We start from the raw sequence: 17,983 nt of genomic DNA on the forward strand, positions 1-17,983 counted from the left end.
CGGTGCCGCCGGCCGTACGTTCTTCACTTCGCTCCGTCCCGGCAGCGGTATCGTCAGACCCCGCTGACAACCTGCCGGTCGGCTTCGCTGCCGGGCAACCCCCTATTCCCCCCTCACACCGCGCCCCGCCGGCCGCACTTTCCGGCCTGCGCCGGAATTCGCGCCTCGGCTCGAGTGATTTCCCGGCAGGGCATTCCCGCGCCGCCGAATCGGCACACCGCGGCCCCGGGCACCATATTCGGGGGTGATAGGGGGTGTTGTGGCCGGGCTCCTCTCGCTTGGGTTGTCCGGTATGACAGCAGGAATGCAGCGCGTCGTCGTCAGGGGTGTGGGCCGCCGGGAGGAATCAGGCGTCGATTCGGTGCCGTCGGCGCTCTGGGCCGCGATCGAGGACGCCCACGTGGTCCCGTCCGCCTGCAGCCGTGTGGTCGTTCTTCTGGCACGGGCGGACGAGGAGGAGCGGCCGGACTGGGGCGACGTCCCCGGTGTGACCGTGCGTGCCCATGGGGACTCCGGTCCGGTCTTCACGGCCGCAGCGACCTGTCTGCGCGAGGATCGCCCCGCGCTGGTCGTCGTCCACGACGGGACCGCAGGCGTGGCGGTGGCGCTGGCTCTGGAGACGGCCGCTGCCGAGCACTACGGCCCGCTCTGCGAAGACGCCGGGGAGCGTGCGGCGCAGTTGTGCGCACTCAGGCCCCGGGACCGCACGAGCGCCCCGGACGCCACGGCTGCCGGCACCGTCCCGTTGCTGCTGTCCGGCCGTACCGAGGCCGGTCTGCGCGCGCACGCCGGCCGTCTGGCGGCCCATCTCCAGGAGCGTGCGGACATCTCCGTGGCCGACGCCGCCTTCACCCAGGCCACGGCCCGCACGCTCTGGCCGCACCGGGCGATGGTCGCCGCGCCCGGCCGGGACGCCGTCGTCGCGGCTCTCCGCGCGGTGGCCGAGGGCCGGCCGGGCGACGCGGCGGTGCGGGCCGGGAGCGGTGGGCCGCAGTCACCGGTGTTCGTCTTCCCCGGCCAGGGCGCCCAGTGGGTGGGGATGGCGCGCGAACTGGCCGCGACCGCCCCGGTCTTCCGCGACAAGCTGGCCGAATGCGCACGGGAGTTGCGTCCGTTCGTGGACTTCGAGCTCGATGACGTGCTCTCCGGGGCCCTCCCACTGGAGCGGGTCGAGGTGATCCAGCCGGCCCTGTTCGCCGTCATGGTCTCGCTCGCGGAGCTGTGGCGGTCGAACGGCGTCACGCCCGCGGCGGTCGTGGGCCACAGCTTCGGCGAGATCGCGGCGGTGACCGCCGCCGGAGCGCTCACCGTGGCGGACGGCGCACGGCTGGTCGCCGCCGTCAGCAGGGCGCTGGCGCGGCTCCAGGGCAACGGGGAGATGGTCGCCGTGGCCCTCCCCGCCGCGCAGGTCACCGCGCTGGTCGCCGAGTGGGGTCTGGACCTGGACATCGCGGTCGTCAACGGCCCCGGCTCGACGGTCGTCGCGGGCACCACCGAGTCCGCGGCCGCCCTGCTGGAGCGGCTGCGCGCCACCGACGTGCGGGCGGCACTGCTGCCCATCGGGATCGCCGGGCACTCGTGGCGCATGGAGCCCGCCCACGAGTACCTCGTACGGGAGGCCGCCGCGGTACGGCCGCGCGCCACCGGGATACCCGTGTACACGTCGACCACGACCGAACCGCTCGACACCGGCAGCCTGGATGCCGAGCACTGGTTCCTCAGCCTCCGCGAGCCCGCCCGGTTCCAGCAGGTCGTCGAGGAACTGCTCGGCCGGGGCCACCGGGTGTTCGTGGAGATGAGCCCGCACCCGGTGCTCACCCTGCCGATCGAGGAGACCGCCGCGCACCTCGGCCACGACGTCGCCGTCCTCGACACGATGCGGCGCGACGACGCCGGCCGCGACCGCTATCTGCGCGCCCTGGCCGAGGCGCACCTGCACGGCGCCGCCCCCGACTGGAGCAGCGTCCTGCCCGGGGCCCGCCGGGTCACGCTCCCTTGCTACCGGCTCGACCTGGACGCGGCGGACGCCGCCGGCGGGGGAGCCGGGCCCGGCTCGGGGCTGCGCGAGCGGCTGCTGGGGTGCACCCCGGCACAACGCGTCGACGAGGCCATCCGCCTGGTGACGGACGCCGTGGCCGCGCAGATCGAGCCGTCGGCGACGGCCATCGACGCGGACGAGGCGTTCCGGTCGCTGGGGGTGGACTCCGCGGGCGCCCTGCGGATCCGCAACCGGATAGTCGAGGTGACCGGGCTGCGGCTGCCCGTGACGACCCTGTTCGACCACCCCACACCGCGCGCGCTGGCGCAGGAACTGGTGCGAGCGGTGCTCGGCGGCGACGCACCGGCGCCGGCCCCGGCCGCGACGGCGCCGGCCGACCCCGACGAGCCGCTCGCCATCGTCGGCATGGCCTGCCGGCTCCCCGGCGGTGTCAGATCCCCGGACGCGTTGTGGCAGCTGGTGCGCGAAGGCCGGGACGCGGTCGCGGCCTTCCCGCCCGACCGCGGCTGGGACCTCACCGCGCTCTACGACGCCGACGCCTCGCGGCCGGGCACCTCGTACCAGCGCGAAGCCGCTCTGCTCGACGGCGTGGCCGAGTTCGACGCCGCCTTCTTCGGCGTCTCCTCCCGTGAGGCACGGGCGATGGACCCGCAGCAGCGGCTGCTGCTCGAGACGTCGTGGGAGGCGCTGGAGCGCGGCGGAATCGACGGTGCGGCCCTGCGGGGCAGCCGGACCGGTGTCTTCACCGGCGTCATGAGCCTGCCCTACGGCCGGCCGCTGCACCAGGCGCGGCCCGACCTGGAGGGCTATGTGATGACGGGTACCGCCTCCAGCGTGGTCTCCGGCCGGCTGTCCTACGTCCTGGGCCTGGAGGGTCCCGCCCTCACCCTCGACACGGCCTGCTCGTCCTCCCTGGTGGCGCTGCACCTGGCGGGTCAGTCGCTGCGCCGCGGCGAGAGCGACCTGGCGCTGGTCGGCGGGGCGACGGTGATGGCGGAGCCCGGACTGTTCATCGAGTTCAGCAGGCTCCGCGCGCTCGCGCCCGACGGCCGTTCCAAGCCGTTCTCCGCCGATGCCGACGGCTTCGGCATGGCGGAGGGCGTGGCCGTGCTGGTGGTGGAGCGGCTGTCCGACGCACGGCGACTGGGCCATGACGTGCTGGCGGTGGTCAGGGGGAGCGCCGTCAACCAGGACGGTGCCTCCAACGGCCTCACCGCGCCCAGCGGCCCCGCCCAGCAGCGGGTGATCCGGGCCGCGCTGGACAGTGCCGGGCTCCGCGCCGCCGACATCGACGTGGTGGAGGCGCACGGCACCGGAACGCGGCTCGGCGACCCCATCGAGGCCCAGGCGCTGATCGCGGCGTACGGGAGCGGCCGTCCCGCCGGGCGGCCCCTGTACATCGGCTCCCTGAAGTCGAACCTCGGGCACACGCAGGCGGCGGCCGGGGTGGCCGGGGTGGTGAAGATGGTGCAGGCGCTGCGGCACGGTGTGATGCCGCGCAGCCTGTACGCGGACCATCCGGCGACGGACGTGGAGTGGTCGTCGGGGATGGTCGAGCCGCTGGCCGAGGAGCGCGCGTGGGAACGTGCCGACGGCCGCCCCCGCCGGGCCGGTGTGTCCGCCTTCGGGATCAGCGGGACGAACGCGCACATCATCCTGGAGGAGTGCGCCCCTGAGACTCCCGGGACCTCCGAAGGGGCGGGGCCCGCCGCCGGCTGGGCCGAGGTGGCGGTGCCGCTGGTGCTCTCCGGCAAGACCCCGGACGCCGTACGCGGGCAGGCGCGGGCGCTGCGCGAGCACCTCGCGTCGCACCCGGATCTGCCGCTGGCGCACGTCGCCCGGGAACTGGCCACGCGCCGCACGGCGTTCGAGCACCGTGCCGCGGTCACGGGCGACCGGGAGGAGGTCCTGGCCGCTCTCGCCGACGTCTCCCCGGTGCCCGCCGGATCCGGCCGGGTGGCGGCCGTGTTCTCCGGCCAGGGCTCCCAGCGCACCGGGATGGGCCGTCAGCTGGCGCAGGAGTTCCCGGTGTTCGAGGAGGCACTGGCGGAGGTGTGCGGCCACCTCGATCCGCTACTCGGACGCGGACTGCGGGAGGTGATGTGGTCCGACGATCCGGAACTGCTGGGCAGGACGGAGTTCGCCCAGCCCGCGCTGTTCGCGTTCGAGGTGGCACTGGCCCGGCTGTGGCGGTCCTGGGGCGTGTCGTTCACGGCGGTCGTGGGCCACTCGGTGGGGGAGATCGCCGCCGCCGCCGTCGCCGGGGTGCTGACGGTGGCGGACGCGGCGCGGCTGGTGGTGGCCCGGGGCCGGCTGATGCAGTCCCTGCCCGGCGGGGGCACCATGCTCGCCGTCGCCGCGGGCGAGGAGGAGGTGGCGGCCACACTGGGCGATCCCGCGCTCGTCGCCATCGCCGCGGTCAACGGGCCCGCCGCGGTCGTCGTCTCCGGCGCCCGCGAGGAGGTGGCACGCGTGGGCAGGACCTGGCGTGCACGCGGCCGGCGGGTCGCCGGGCTCCGGGTGGACCATGCCTTCCACTCACCGCTCATGGAGCCGATCCTCGACGAGTTCCGCTCGGTCGTGGAGGAACTGCGCTTCCGGCCGCCGACGGTCCCGCTCACGGCCACCGCCGACACCGCCCACCCCGTCGGCACCGCCGCCTACTGGGTCGAGCACGTGCGCCGCGCCGTACGGTTCGGCGACGCCGTGGGGCAGCTCGCCGACGCCGACGTCCTGATCGAGGTCGGCCCGGACGCCGCCCTGGCCCCGCTGGTCGAGACCGGTCACCCCGTCCTGGCCAGTGCCCGGCGCGACCGGTGCGAGACGCGCACCGTCCTCACCGCGCTGGGCCTGGCCCACGCCCATGGCGCCCACGTGGACTGGGCCGCGCTCCTGCCGCCCGCCCCCCGCGCCGACCTGCCCACGTACGCCTTCCAGCGGCAGCGCTACTGGGACTCCGCGTCCGACGCCGCCGCCGGTGCCGCGGGAGCGGATCCGCAGCCGCACCCGATGCTCACCTCGCGGACGGATCTGCCGGGTGACGGCGGCCTGCTGCTGTCCGGCAGGCCGGCGCCCGGCAGCGATCCGTGGCTGTCGCACCACGTCGTCATGGGCACGGTGCTGCTGCCCGGCACGGGCTTCGTCGAGCTCGCGCTCGAAGCGGCCCGCGCGGCCGGCGCCGGGTCGGTCGACGAACTCGTCCTGCGCGCACCGATGGTGTTCGCCGACGGCAAGCCCCGCGACCTCCAGGTGTGGGTGGGGCCGGGCCGAAACACCGAGCGCGAACTGCAGATCCGCACCAGGGAGGCCGGCGGCGACTGGACGCTGCACGCCACCGGCCTCCTCGCGGCGCGGACCGCCGGCACCGCGGGCTTCGGCGAAGGCGACTGGACCGGCGGGGTCTGGCCTCCGGCGGGTGCGCGGCAGCTCGTCGGCCGCTCGTTCTACGAGGAACTCGCGGCCCGCGGCTACGAGTACGGCCCGGCCTTCCGGGGCACCAAGGCCCTCTGGCAGCGCGACGGCGACCTCTTCGCGGAGGTCATGCTCCCCGAGCGGCAGCCGCGCGGGTTCGGTATCCACCCCGCGCTGCTGGACGCCGCCCTGCATGCCCTGCCGATCACCGGCAGCCTCTACGAGGCCGGCGAGGTCCGGCTGCCGTTCTCCTTCAGCAGTGTGTCGCTGTTCTCCTCGGACGCCCGGCGGCTGCGGGTGCGGATCCGGGCGGACGCCGACTCCGCCGCCGTCTGGATCGCGGACGACACCGGGTCCCCGGTCCTCGCGATGGAGGGCCTCGTCCTGCGCTCCATCGAGCGCGCACAGCTGGAAGCGGCGGGGGCGACCGGACGCACCGGGTGGTTCTCCGAGACGTGGCGGCGGCGGGCGCCGGCCGCCACGGCCGACCGGGTGCCCGGGAACTGGCTCCTGCTCGGCGAGGTGCCCCCGGCGCTCCGCTCCCTCTTCGACGACCCGCTCACCGCCGCTTCCTGGGACCGCTCCACCGCGCCGGACGGGGTGCTGGTCGGCGCCGGAGCCGCGGAGGACCTGCTCGCCGCCCTGCACGAGGTCGCCGGGCACCCGACCGGACCGGTGTGGTGCGTCACCAGCGGCGCCGTCGGGGTGGGGACGCCCGACGACCCCGCCGCCAAGGTGCGGGCGGCGGGTGCCTGGGGGCTCGGGCGGGTCGCCGGACTGGAACTGCCCGACCGCTGGGGCGGACTGGTGGATCTGCCCGAGCCGATCGACGACGCCGCCCGGGAGGTCCTCGCCGGTATCCTCACCGGCGGCGCCACCTCCCCCGGCGCCGACGGCCAGGGCACCGACGGCCAGGGCGCCGAGGACCAGCTCGCCGTGCGCGAGGGGCGGCTGTGGGCGCGCAGGCTCGTGACCGCGCCCGCGCCCGCGCCGGGGACCGGTGCCTGGACGCCCAAGGGCACCGTGCTGATCACCGGCGGGACGGGCGGCCTCGGCGGGCACGTCGCCCGCCGGATCGCCGGGCAGGGCAGCGCCGACCGTATCCTCCTCCTCTCCCGCCAGGGTCCGTCGGCCCCCGGCGCCGCCGAACTGCTGGCGGAGCTCTCCGCGTTCGGTGCCGAGGCGGAGGCCGTCGCCGTCGATGTGACGGACCGTGCCGCGATGAGCGGCCTGATCGGCGCCCTGGCAGCGGAGGGAGCCCCGGTACGCACCGTGGTCCATGCCGCGGGCGTGGTCCGCGCGTTGCGGATCGCCAAGACCGGGGCCGAGGAGCTGGCGGCCCAGATGGCGGCCAAGGTCGAAGGTGCCCTGCTGCTCGACGAACTGCTGCCGGAACTCGACGACTTCGTCCTGTTCTCCTCCATCTCCGGCATCTGGGGCGCCGCGGACCAGGCCGGGTACGCCGCCGGCAACGCCTGCCTCGACGCGCTCGCCCGGCGCCGGCGCGAGCAGGGCAAGCGCGCGGTCTCCCTCGCCTGGGGGCCCTGGGCGGGCGGCGGCATGCTGACCGAGCGCGACGAGCGGGAGCTGCGCAAGCGCGGGCTGACCCCGCTGCCGGTGCCCGCCGCCCTCCAGGCCATGGAGCAGGGCATCATGTCCGACCGCACGGGGGACCCGGTGGTGGCCGACATCGCCTGGTCGCGCTTCCTGCCCGCGTTCACCGCGTCCCGGCCCAGTCCGCTGCTCGGCTCGTTCCAGGAGGCGGCCGCCCCCGAGCACACCTCACCGCCGGACGGCCCGCGCACCGAGGGCGTGGCGCAGCGGCTCGCCGCACTGCCGGTGCCCGAGCGGCTCCCCGCCCTCACCGAGGTGGTGCAGACCCATGTGGCGGCGCTCATCGGCGAGTCGGGACCCGAGCGGGTCCGTCCCCACCGTGCGCTCAAGGAGATCGGGTTCGACTCCCTGATGTCCGTGGAACTGCGCAACAGGTTCGCCGATCTCATCGGCGTCAGGCTCCCCGCCACGCTGGTCTTCGACCATCCGACGCCGAACGCGCTGGCGCAGCACCTTCTGGGGCACCTGGACCTCGGCGCTGCCGGCGCCGCGCCGGTCGAGAAGCCGCTGCTGGAGGTGGTCGAGGACCTCCGGGACCGGGTGCTTTCGCCGCTCACCGACGCCGCCACCCGCCGGGCCCTGACCGGCCGTCTCGCCGAGTTGCTGGACCGGCTGGCCGCGCTCGACGCCAGGCCGGTCGCCGAGGCGGACGGGCTCGCCTCGGCCAGCGCCGCCGAACTGATGCAGTTCATCGACACCGAGTTGGGGGACATCTGACGCCGGCCCCACCGGCCCCGGGCGGGGCCGCCGCCGGCCCTCCGCCTCTCAGACGCCTCACGCTCCTCACGCCCCTCACACCTGTTCCCGTCGCGCCCTGTTCCGGGCGGACGGCCGCGAAGCCGATAGGTGCCAGACATGACAACTGACGACAGCCAGCTCGTCGCCTACCTGCGCAAGGTCACCACCGATCTGCAGAAGACCCGGCTGCGGCTGCGGGACGCCGAGACGAAGCACCACGAGCCGATCGCGATCGTGGGCATCGGCTGCCGCTACCCGGACGGGGTGCACGGCGCCGACGACCTGTGGCGGCTCGTCGCCGAGGGGCGCGACGCCATCAGCGGCTTCCCGCGGGACCGCGGCTGGGACGTGACCGGCCTCTACGACCCCGACCCGGACGCCGCAGGGAAGTCGTACACCCGCGAAGGCGGCTTCCTCACCGGCATCGACCTCTTCGACGCCGACTTCTTCGGACTCAGCCCCCGGGAGGCGCTGTCCATGGACCCGCAGCAGCGGCTGCTGCTGGAGACGTCCTGGGAGGCGCTGGAGAGCGCGGGTATCCGTCCCGCCGCCCTGCGCGGCAGTCGCACGGGGGTGTTCACCGGTGTCATGCACCACGACTACGGCGGCCGGTTCACCACGGCCCCGGACGGGTTCGAGGGCTACGTCCACATGGGCAGCGCCGGCAGCATGGCCGTCGGCAGGGTCGCCTACCACTTCGGCCTGGAGGGTCCCGCCGTCACCGTCGACACGGCGTGCTCCTCCTCGCTCGTTTCCCTGCACCTGGCATGCCAGTCGCTCCGTGCGGGCGAGTGCGATCTGGCGCTGGCCGGCGGTGTCGCGATCATGGCCGGCCCCACCTTCTTCGTCGAGTACAGCCGCCAGCGGGTGCTGTCCACCGACGGCCGCTGCCACTCCTTCGCCGACGACGGGGACGGCACCGGCTGGTCCGAGGGGGTGGGCGTGCTGGCCGTGGAGCGGCTGTCGGACGCGCGGCGGCTCGGGCACGAGGTCCTGGCGGTGGTGCGGGGCAGCGCGGTCAACCAGGACGGTGCCTCCAACGGGATGACGGCGCCGAGCGGCCCCGCCCAGGAGCGCGTCATCGACGCGGCGCTGCGCAATGCGCGGCTGAGCGCGGACGAGGTCGACGTGGTGGAGGCGCACGGGACGGGAACGCGGCTGGGCGATCCCATCGAGGCCCAGGCCCTGATGGCGACGTACGGCCGGGGGCGTTCGGCACAGCGGCCGCTGTGGCTCGGTTCGCTGAAGTCCAACATCGGGCACACCCAGGCGGCCGCGGGCGTCGGTGGCGTGATCAAGATGGTGCAGGCGCTGCGGCACGGCGTACTGCCGCGGAGCCTGTACGCGGAGCGTCCGTCGACGGAGGTCGACTGGTCCGCGGGGACGGTCGCGCTGCTGGCGCGGGAGCGGACGTGGGAACGCGCCGGGGACCGGCCGCGTCGGGCCGGTGTGTCCTCCTTCGGGATGAGCGGCACCAACGCCCATGTGATCGTCGAGGAGTTCGTCCCCGAGCCCGCCGGGGAGAGCGCGCAGGAGCCGCCGGCCCCGTGGACGCGGACCTCGGTGCCGCTGGTGCTGTCGGGCAGGACGCCGGCGGCGGTACGCGCCCAGGCGGCGGCGCTGCGGGAGCACCTCGCGGCCCGGCCGGAGGCGTCCCTGCTGCGGGCGGCGCGGGAGGCGGCGGTGCACCGGACGGCGTTCGAGCACCGGGCGGCGGTCACGGGCGACCGCGACGCCGTGCTGGCCGGGCTCGGCGAGGTCACTCCCGTGGCCGCGGGCGGCGGCCGGGTGGCGGCCGTCTTCTCCGGCCAGGGCGCCCAGCACGTCGGGATGGGCCGTCAGCTGGCCGAGGAATTCCCGGTGTTCGCCGACGTGCTGGACGAGGTGTGCACGGTGGCCGATCCCCTGCTGGGGCGGTCGCTGCGGGAGGTGATGTGGTCGGGGCCCGCCGAGCAGCTGGAGCGGACCGCGTGCGCGCAGCCCGCGCTGTTCGCGTTCGAGACGGCGCTGGCGCGCCTGTGGCAGTCCTGGGGCGTGGAGTTCACGGCGGTCGCGGGGCACTCCGTGGGGGAGATCGCCGCCGCCGTGGTGTCCGGGGCGCTGTCCCTGGACGACGGAGCCCGGCTGGCCGTGGCGCGCGGCCGGCTGATGCAGGGGTTGCCGGAGGGCGGGGCGATGCTGGCGATCGCCGCCGGCGAGGAGGAGGTCGCCGCGACGCTGGGGGATCCGGCGCTCGTGGGCATCGCCGCGGTCAACGGCCCCGAGGCGGTGGTGGTCTCCGGTGCCCGCGCGGAGATCGAGCGGGTCGCGGGAACGTGGCGCGAGCGTGGCCGGCGCACGAGCCGGCTGCGGGTCAGCCACGCGTTCCACTCGCCGCTCATGGAGCCGGTGCTCGACGAGCTGCGCGCGGTGGCGGAGGAGCTGGACCGCAGGGAGCCGACGCTGCCGGTGAGCGCGTCGGCCGAGACCGCGCATCCGTTCGCCACCGCCGCCTACTGGGTCGACCACGCACGCCGGGCGGTGCGGTTCCACGACGCGGTCGCGGGGCTCGCGGAGGCGGACGTCGTCGTCGAGATCGGCCCCGACGCGGTCCTGGCACCGCTGATCGACACCGGTCGTCCGGTTCTGCCGAGTTGCCGCCGGGCCCAGAGCGAGACGCTCACCCTGCTGGCCGCGCTCGGCGAGGCCCATGCGCACGGCGCCGAGGTCGACTGGAAGGCCCTCTTCCCGGCCGCTCCCCGGGCCGGCCTGCCCCCCTACCCCTTCCAGCACCGGCGCTACTGGCTCGCGCCCCCCGCCCGGACGGGTGACGGCGCCGACGCGCTGGACCACCCCCTGCTGTCCGGCATCGTGGAGCTGCCGGACCGGGGCGGCGTGGTGCTCACCGGCAGGATCGCACCCGACCGGGACCCCTGGCTCGCCGACCACGCGGTCTCCGGTGCCGTGCTCCTCCCCGGTACCGGCTTCCTCGAACTCGCCCTGCGGGCCGCCCGGCAGGTGGGCTGGCGCCAGGTCGCCGACCTCGTGGTGCAGACGCCGCTCGAACTGCCCGCCGCGGGCACCGACATCCAGGTCTGGGTCGGGCCGCACGGCGAGCCGGAGCGCGCGCTCGTCATCCGGGGCCGCAGCGGCGACGGCGACTGGGTGGAGTACGCCACCGGACGGCTCGCGGCAGAGCCCCCCGAGCCGGCCGACTCCGCGTGGGCCACAGGGCAGTGGCCACCGCAGGGCGCCGAGGAGACGCCGGTCGAGGAGCTCTACGGCACCCTCGCCGCACGTGGCTACGGCTACGGCCCGGTCTTCCGCGGCCTGCGGGCGCTGTGGCGCTCCGGCGACGAGCTGTACGCCGAGGTCGCCCTCCCCGAGCGGGCCCACGACGGCCGCTACGACTGCCACCCCGCGCTGCTGGACGCCGCCCTGCACCCGCTGGCGACCGCCGACGAATCCGGCGGGCAGGTCCGGCTGCCGTTCTCCTTCGGCCGGGCCGCCGTGCACTCCCCCGGCGCCCGCGATGTGCGCGTACGGCTGCGGACCGGCACCGCGCCCCTCGGCCTGGACGCGGCCACCAGCACCGGGGACCCCGTCCTCACCGTCGGGGAACTGACGCTGCGGGCTGCCGGCACCCTGCCGACGGCAGCGGCGGACCGGCACCTGGACCGCCTCGGCTACGAGGTCGCCTGGCAGCTGCTGCCCGACCCGCCGCGTGCCGGCCGGCTCCCCGGCACCTGGATCGTCCTCGCGCCACCGGCGAAGGACGTCTCCTGGACCCGCGACCTGGCCGCGCACACGCTCGCCGTCGACGTCGACGCCGCCTCTCACCGCCCCGCTCTCGCGGCACGGCTGGCCGACGCCGCCCGCACCGCCGCCGGCCCGGACGGTGTGCTGCTGTTCGCCGCCCACCCGGACATCCTCGTCACCGCGCTGCAGGCGCTCACCGACGCCGGTGTGGACGCCCCGGTGTGGTGCCTGACCCAGGAGTCCGACGACGACCTCGACACGGCAGCCGTGTGGGGAGCGGGCCGGGCCGCGGCCCTGGAACTCCCCGACCGCTGGGGCGGCCTGGTCGATCTGCCGCCGGACGGCGTACGGCCCCCGCTCGACCGCCTGGCCGGGCTGCTCTCCGCGGCCCGGGGCGAGGACCAGATCCGCCTCAGGGCCGATGGGGTGTCCGTCCGCCGCCTGGTCAAGCCGGACCTCCCGACGCGCCCACCCGCCGGCTGGACGCCGTCCGGCACCGTGGTGATCACCGGTGGCACGGGGGCGCTGGGCGGTCATGTCGCGCGCTGGGTCGCCGGGCTGGGCGGCTGCTCCCTGCTGCTCGTCTCCCGCCGGGGTCCCGAGGCGCCCGGCGCGCGGGAACTCCTGGCCGAGCTGGCCGCCACCGGCACGCCGGTACGGATCGTCGCCGCCGACGTCGCCGACCGGTCCGCCGTGGCCGGCCTGGTGGGTGAGGCGGCGGAGTCGGGCGCTCCCGTCCGCGCGGTGTTCCACACCGCGGGCGTCGCCGACGAGACACCGCTGCTGGAGACCACCCCCGAACGGTTCCACGCCGTCCTTCAGGGCAAGGCGGGCGGTGCCCGGGTCCTCGACGAGGTGCTCGGCGAAACCGACGTGGACGCCTTCGTCGTCTTCTCCTCCGTCTCCGGCGTCTGGGGGGGTTCGGGGCAGAGCGCGTACGGGGCGGGCAACGCCGTGCTGGACGCGCTGGCCGCCCGGCGCCGGGCACGCGGTCTGGCCGGTACCGCACTCGCCTGGGGTCCCTGGTCGGGCGGCGGCATGGTCGACGCCGCCCTGGAGCGACGGCTGCGACGCCAGGGCCTGGCCCCGCTCCCGGTCGACGAGGCCGTGGCGGCGCTGTCGAGGGCGGTGTCCCTCGGCGGGAGCCGGGTGCTGGCCGACGTGGCGTGGCCGCGTTTCCTGCCGCTGTTCACCGCCGCCCGGCCCGCACCGCTCTTCGCGGCGCTGCCTCCAGCGCCGCGCCACGCGACGGCGTCCACCGGAGCGGACGCATCCGGGCCGGCGGCCGGGAAACTGGCCGCCCTCCCGGCCGCGGACCGCGGCCGGGCGCTGTCCGACCTCGTACGGGCCGAGATCGCCTCGGCGGTCGGGCACCGCGACATGAGCGCGGTCGACGCGGAGCGCCCGCTCGGCGAGTTCGGTTTCGACTCCCTCATGTCCGTGAGACTGCGCGACCGTCTCTCGTCGGCGACCGGTGTCCGGCTGCCGGCGACCCTGGTCTTCGACCATCCGACGGCCGGCGCGCTCGCCCGGCACCTGGACAGCGCGCTGGCCACCGGGCCCGCGCCACTCCCGCGGCAGCCCGCCGCTCCCGGGGCGGCCGCCGCCGACGAGCCCGTCGCCATCATCGGGATGGCCTGCCGCTACCCCGGCGGCGTGGCGTCCCCCGAGGATCTGTGGCAGCTCCTCGTGCAGGGCCGGGACGCCATCACCGGCTTCCCCACCGACCGGGGGTGGGACCTGGCGGGCCTGCGCCACCCGGACCGCTCCCGGGCCGGTACCAGCAGCACCGGCGAGGGCGGATTCCTCGACGACCCCGCCGGATTCGACGCGGACTTCTTCGGCATCTCCCCCCGTGAGGCGCTGGCCATGGACCCGCAGCAGCGCCTGCTGCTGGAGGCCTCCTGGGCGGCCGTGGAGCACGCGGGGATCGCACCGGGCACCCTGCGCGGCAGCCGTACCGGTGTGTTCGTCGGCACCATGTACAACGACTACCTGTCGCGTCTGAGCAGCACGCCGGCGAACCTTGAGGGGATCATCGGCATCGCCAACAGCAACAGTGTGATGTCGGGGCGCATCTCCTACCTTCTCGGGCTGCAGGGCCCTGCGGTCACGCTCGACACCGCCTGCTCGTCGTCGCTGGTCGCCCTGCACCTCGCCTGCCAGGCACTGCGCCGGGGCGAGTGCGATCTCGCGCTGGCGGGCGGAGCCACCGTGATGGCGTCGCCGCACATCTTCGTCGAGTTCAGCCGCCAGGGCGGGCTGGCCTCGGACGGCCGGTGCAGGTCGTTCTCCGCCGATGCGGACGGCACCGGCTGGTCGGAGGGCGTCGGCCTGCTCGCCGTGGAACGGCTGTCCGACGCGCGCCGGCGGGGACACGAGGTCCTCGCCGTGGTCCACGGCTCCGCCGTGAACCAGGACGGTGCGTCCAACGGCCTCACCGCCCCGAGCGGTCCCGCCCAGCAGCGTGTGGTGGAGGCCGCGCTCGCGCAGGCGGGCATCGCGGCCGCCGAGGTCGACGCCGTCGAGGCGCACGGTACCGGCACCCGGCTGGGCGACCCGATCGAGGCAGGGGCCCTGCTCGCGACCTACGGCCGGCAGCGCGCGGCGGAGCGGCCGCTGTACCTCGGGTCGCTGAAGTCGAACATCGGCCACGCGCAGGCGGCGGCCGGGGTCGGCGGTGTGATCAAGATGGTGCAGGCGCTGCGGCACGAACTGCTGCCCCGCACACTGCACGCCGACACGCCGACACCCGAGGTGGACTGGTCCTCGGGGGCCGTGCGGCTCCTGACCGAGGAACACCCCTGGCCCCGGGGCGCGCGGCCGCGCCGGGCCGCCGTGTCGTCGTTCGGTATCAGCGGCACGAACGCGCACATCGTGCTGGCGGAGGGCGATCCCCTGGACGGCGGACCCGCCGGGGGCACTCCTGTGGACGGCGGTTCCGCCGGGGGCGGCGCTGAGACGGACCCGCAGGACCGCCCCGCGGCCCGGACCCCGCTGCCCTATGTGCTCACCGCCCGGGGCGCGTCCGGCCTCCCGGCCCAGGCCCGCGCCCTCCATTCCCATCTGCGCGACCACCCGGGGCTCGAACCCGCCGATGTGGCACGGTCGCTGGTCACCACCCGGTCCCTCCACGACCATCGGGCGGTCCTGGTGGCCGAGGACCGGCAGGAACTGCTCGGCACCCTCGCCGCACTCGCGGATCCGGCCGCGTCGACGACGCCCCGGGCGGTGTCCACCGGCACGGCCGGACGCGGGCGGGTGGCGGGCCTCTTCTCCGGTCAAGGTGCGCAGCGGCCGGGCATGGGGCGTGAACTTGCGGGTCGTTTCCCGGTGTTCGCCGCGGTGCTGGACGAGGTGTGCGCGGTGGCCGATCCGCTGCTGGGGCGCTCGCTGCGGGAGGTGATGTGGTCTCAGCCCGCGGAGGTGCTGGAGCGCACGGAGTTCGCGCAGCCCGCGCTGTTCGCGTTCGAGACGGCGATGGCCCGGCTGTGGCAGTCCTGGGGCGTGGAGTTCTCCGTGCTGGCGGGGCACTCGGTCGGCGAGATCGCCGCGGCGTGCGTGGCCGGGGTCCTGTCGCTGCCGGACGCGGCGCGGATGGCGGTGGCGCGGGGCCGGCTGATGCAGGCACTGCCAGAGGGCGGCGCCATGGTCGCGATCGCCGCGAGCGAGGACGAGGTCGCCGCGGGCCTCGCGGACGCGCCCGGGGCCGTGATCGCCGCGGTCAACGGCCCGGAGGCGGTCGTGGTCTCCGGTGCCGAGGAAGCCGTCCTGCGGATCGCGGACCACTGGCGTGAACAGGGCCGCCGCACCACCCGGCTGCGGGTCGGCCACGCCTTCCACTCACCGCTCATGGACCCGGTGCTCGACGGCTTCGCGACCGTCCTCGGCGAACTGGCCTTCCACGAGCCGGCCCTCCCCGTCAGCCCGTCGGCCGACAGCGCACACCCCTTCGCGTCCGCCGCCTACTGGCTCGACCACGCCCGCCACGCCGTCCGCTTCGCCGACGCCCTCGGCGCCCTGGACGGCGCCGACGTGCTCGTCGAACTCGGACCGGACGCCGCGCTGGTACCCCTGGCCGGGACGGACCGGCCGGCCCTGCCCTCCGGGCGACGCGAGCACCCCGAGGTACGGACCGCGGTCACGGCGCTCGGCGCCGCGCACGCCCACGGCGTATCCGTCGACTGGACGGCGGTGCTCGGGGCGGGCGGGCAGGTCCGGCTCCCCACGTACGCCTTCCGGCACGAGCGCTACTGGCTGGACCAGGAGGCCGCGGCGGACCCGGGCACCGGCGCCGGGGACGACCCGGCGAAGGCACGCTTCTGGCAGGTGGTCGAGGACCAGGACCTCGACGGCCTGACCCGCACCCTCGGCCTCGACGCGGAGACGCCCCTGCGCGCCGCGCTGCCCGTGCTCCACCGCTGGCACCACACCAGCACCGTGCTCGCCCGGGCCGCGGGCTGGCGCTACCGCGTCGGCTGGGACCGGATCCCCGCCGAAGCCCCCGCCGCCGCACTCGACGGCACCTGGTGGATCGTCGTCCCGCGGGACGCCGCCGGCGGCACGACGGCCGGCGCCGTACGGCAGGCGCTCGCCGCCGCGGGGGCGAACCCCCTCGTCGTCGGCGTCGATCCGCACGGCACGGACCGCGCGGCACTGGCGAAGGACCTCAAGGAGCGTGCAGCGGCCGACGGCGCGGTGGCGGGGACGGTGTCCCTGCTGGCGGAGTCCGGCGGCGAGGACACCGGGCACCGCGGCGTCGCGGCCGGGGCCCTGGCCACCCTGGTCCTGCTGCAGGCCCTGCACGACGCGGGCCTCCCGACCCGTTTGTGGACGCTGACGCGCGGCGCGGTACGCACCGCGCCGGCGGACGCGGCGCCGGACCCCTGGCAGGCCCAGGTCTGGGGCCTGGGTCGCGTCGCCGCCCTCGAACACCCGGCGCTGTGGGGCGGTCTGGTCGACCTCCCCGCAGAAGGGGAACCGGCCGGCCTGGCCGCCGTCCTCTCCGGGACCGCCGGGGAGGACCAGGTGGCGCTGCGCGGGGACGGCGCACGCGCGCGCCGCCTCACCCCCGCCGGCACGCACGACGCCCCGGGGAGCGGCGCCCACGCCCCGGGTGCGCACCGGTGGGCGGAGGGGGCGGTACTGATCACCGGCGGTACCGGAGCGCTCGGCGCGCACACCGCCCGCACGCTCGCCTCGCACGGGGCGTCCCGGCTGGTCCTCGCCAGCCGTCGCGGCCCCGCCGCTCCCGGCGCCGAGCTGCTGCGCGCCGAACTGGAGGCACTCGGCGCGACGGTCGACCTCGCTGCCTGCGACGTGACCGACCGCGAGGCCGTCGGCAGGCTCGCCGGGAGTCTCGCCGCCGCGGGCGCCCCCGTCTGCGCGGTGGTGCACGCGGCGGGTGTGGCCGCCGAGCAGCCGCTGACGGAACTCGCCGGGGGCGACTTCTCGGCGGTGTCCGACGCGAAGGTCACCGCCGCCGAGATCCTCGACGAGGTGCTGGGGGACGACCTGGCGGCGTTCGTCGTCTACTCCTCCATCGCCGGCACCTGGGGCAGCGCCGGCAACGGCCCGTACGCCGCGGCCAACGCCCACCTGGACGCACTGGTCGAGCGGCGCCGCGCCCGAGGCGCCGCCGGCACGGCCATCGCCTGGGGCCCCTGGAGCGGAGGCGGCATGGCGGACGAACACTTCCGGGAGGAGATGCTGCGCCGCGGTGTCGGCGCCCTCCCGCCCCAGGGCGCCACCACCGCCCTCGCCCAGGCGCTGGAGCACGACGACACCACCGTCACGATCGCCGACGTCGACTGGGACCGCTTCGCGCGCGTCTTCGCCAGCACCCGCCCCAGCCCTCTGCTGCGGCACCTGGCGGAGCCCGTCACCGCTGCCGACGAGGCCCCGGCCCGCACGGAACTCGGCGGGCGCCTCGCGGCGATGGACGCGGAGACGCGGCGCGGCGCGGTGCTCGACCTGGTGCGCGCGGAGGTCGCGGGGGTGCTGGGGCATGCCACGTCGCAGGCCGTCGCCGGTGACCGCGCCTTCACCGACATGGGGTTCGACTCCCTCACGGCCGTCGAACTGCGCACCCGGCTCGGCGCGGTCACCGGCCTGGCGCTGCCGGCCACCGTCGTCTTCGACCACCCGAGTCCCGCCGAGTTGACCGACTTCCTCTGCGCCCGGTTCGAACCCGACCGGGACGCCCTCACCCAGGAGGTCCTGGAGAAACTCGACTGGCTGGAGAACACCCTGCCGGACGCCGCGCACAGCCAGGGCGCCCGCGCACGGTTCGGATCCCGGCTCGACGCCCTGCTCGCGCGACTCGACCGTACGGCGGCCCCGCCGGGGAGCCTGCTGTCGGACCCGGCCGCGGACGCCATCGAATCGGCGACCGCGGAGGAACTGCTCGCATTCGTCGACGAGCACGTCGACTAGCGGTTCCGCATGGGGCGGGACAACCCCGGGATTTCCAGGGGCCGTCAA

At 76.0% G+C, this 17,983-nt stretch carries 2 protein-coding genes; both read left to right on the forward strand.

Annotated features, from left to right (window positions below):
- The first annotated feature begins 292 nt into the window (after window positions 1-292).
- Window positions 293-7,741 (forward strand): type I polyketide synthase, encoded by a 7,449-nt coding sequence (locus tag SCWH03_RS04930; protein ID WP_254076565.1) that lies wholly within the window; start codon window positions 293-295, stop codon window positions 7,739-7,741.
- A gap of 138 nt (window positions 7,742-7,879) precedes the next feature.
- Window positions 7,880-17,935 (forward strand): type I polyketide synthase, encoded by a 10,056-nt coding sequence (locus tag SCWH03_RS04935; RefSeq protein ID WP_173262305.1) that lies wholly within the window; start codon window positions 7,880-7,882, stop codon window positions 17,933-17,935.
- Window positions 17,936-17,983 lie beyond the last annotated feature (48 nt).

This window comes from Streptomyces pacificus, from assembly GCF_011766325.1.
GTDB classification, from domain to species: domain Bacteria; phylum Actinomycetota; class Actinomycetes; order Streptomycetales; family Streptomycetaceae; genus Streptomyces; species Streptomyces pacificus.

What these genes read in the sequence shown, in the direction of transcription:
- SCWH03_RS04930 (WP_254076565.1), top strand. Translation starts at nt 293, where the DNA reads ATGACAGCAGGAATGCAGCGCGTCGTCGTCAGGGGTGTGGGCCGCCGG.
- SCWH03_RS04935 (WP_173262305.1), top strand. Translation starts at nt 7,880, where the DNA reads ATGACAACTGACGACAGCCAGCTCGTCGCCTACCTGCGCAAGGTCACC.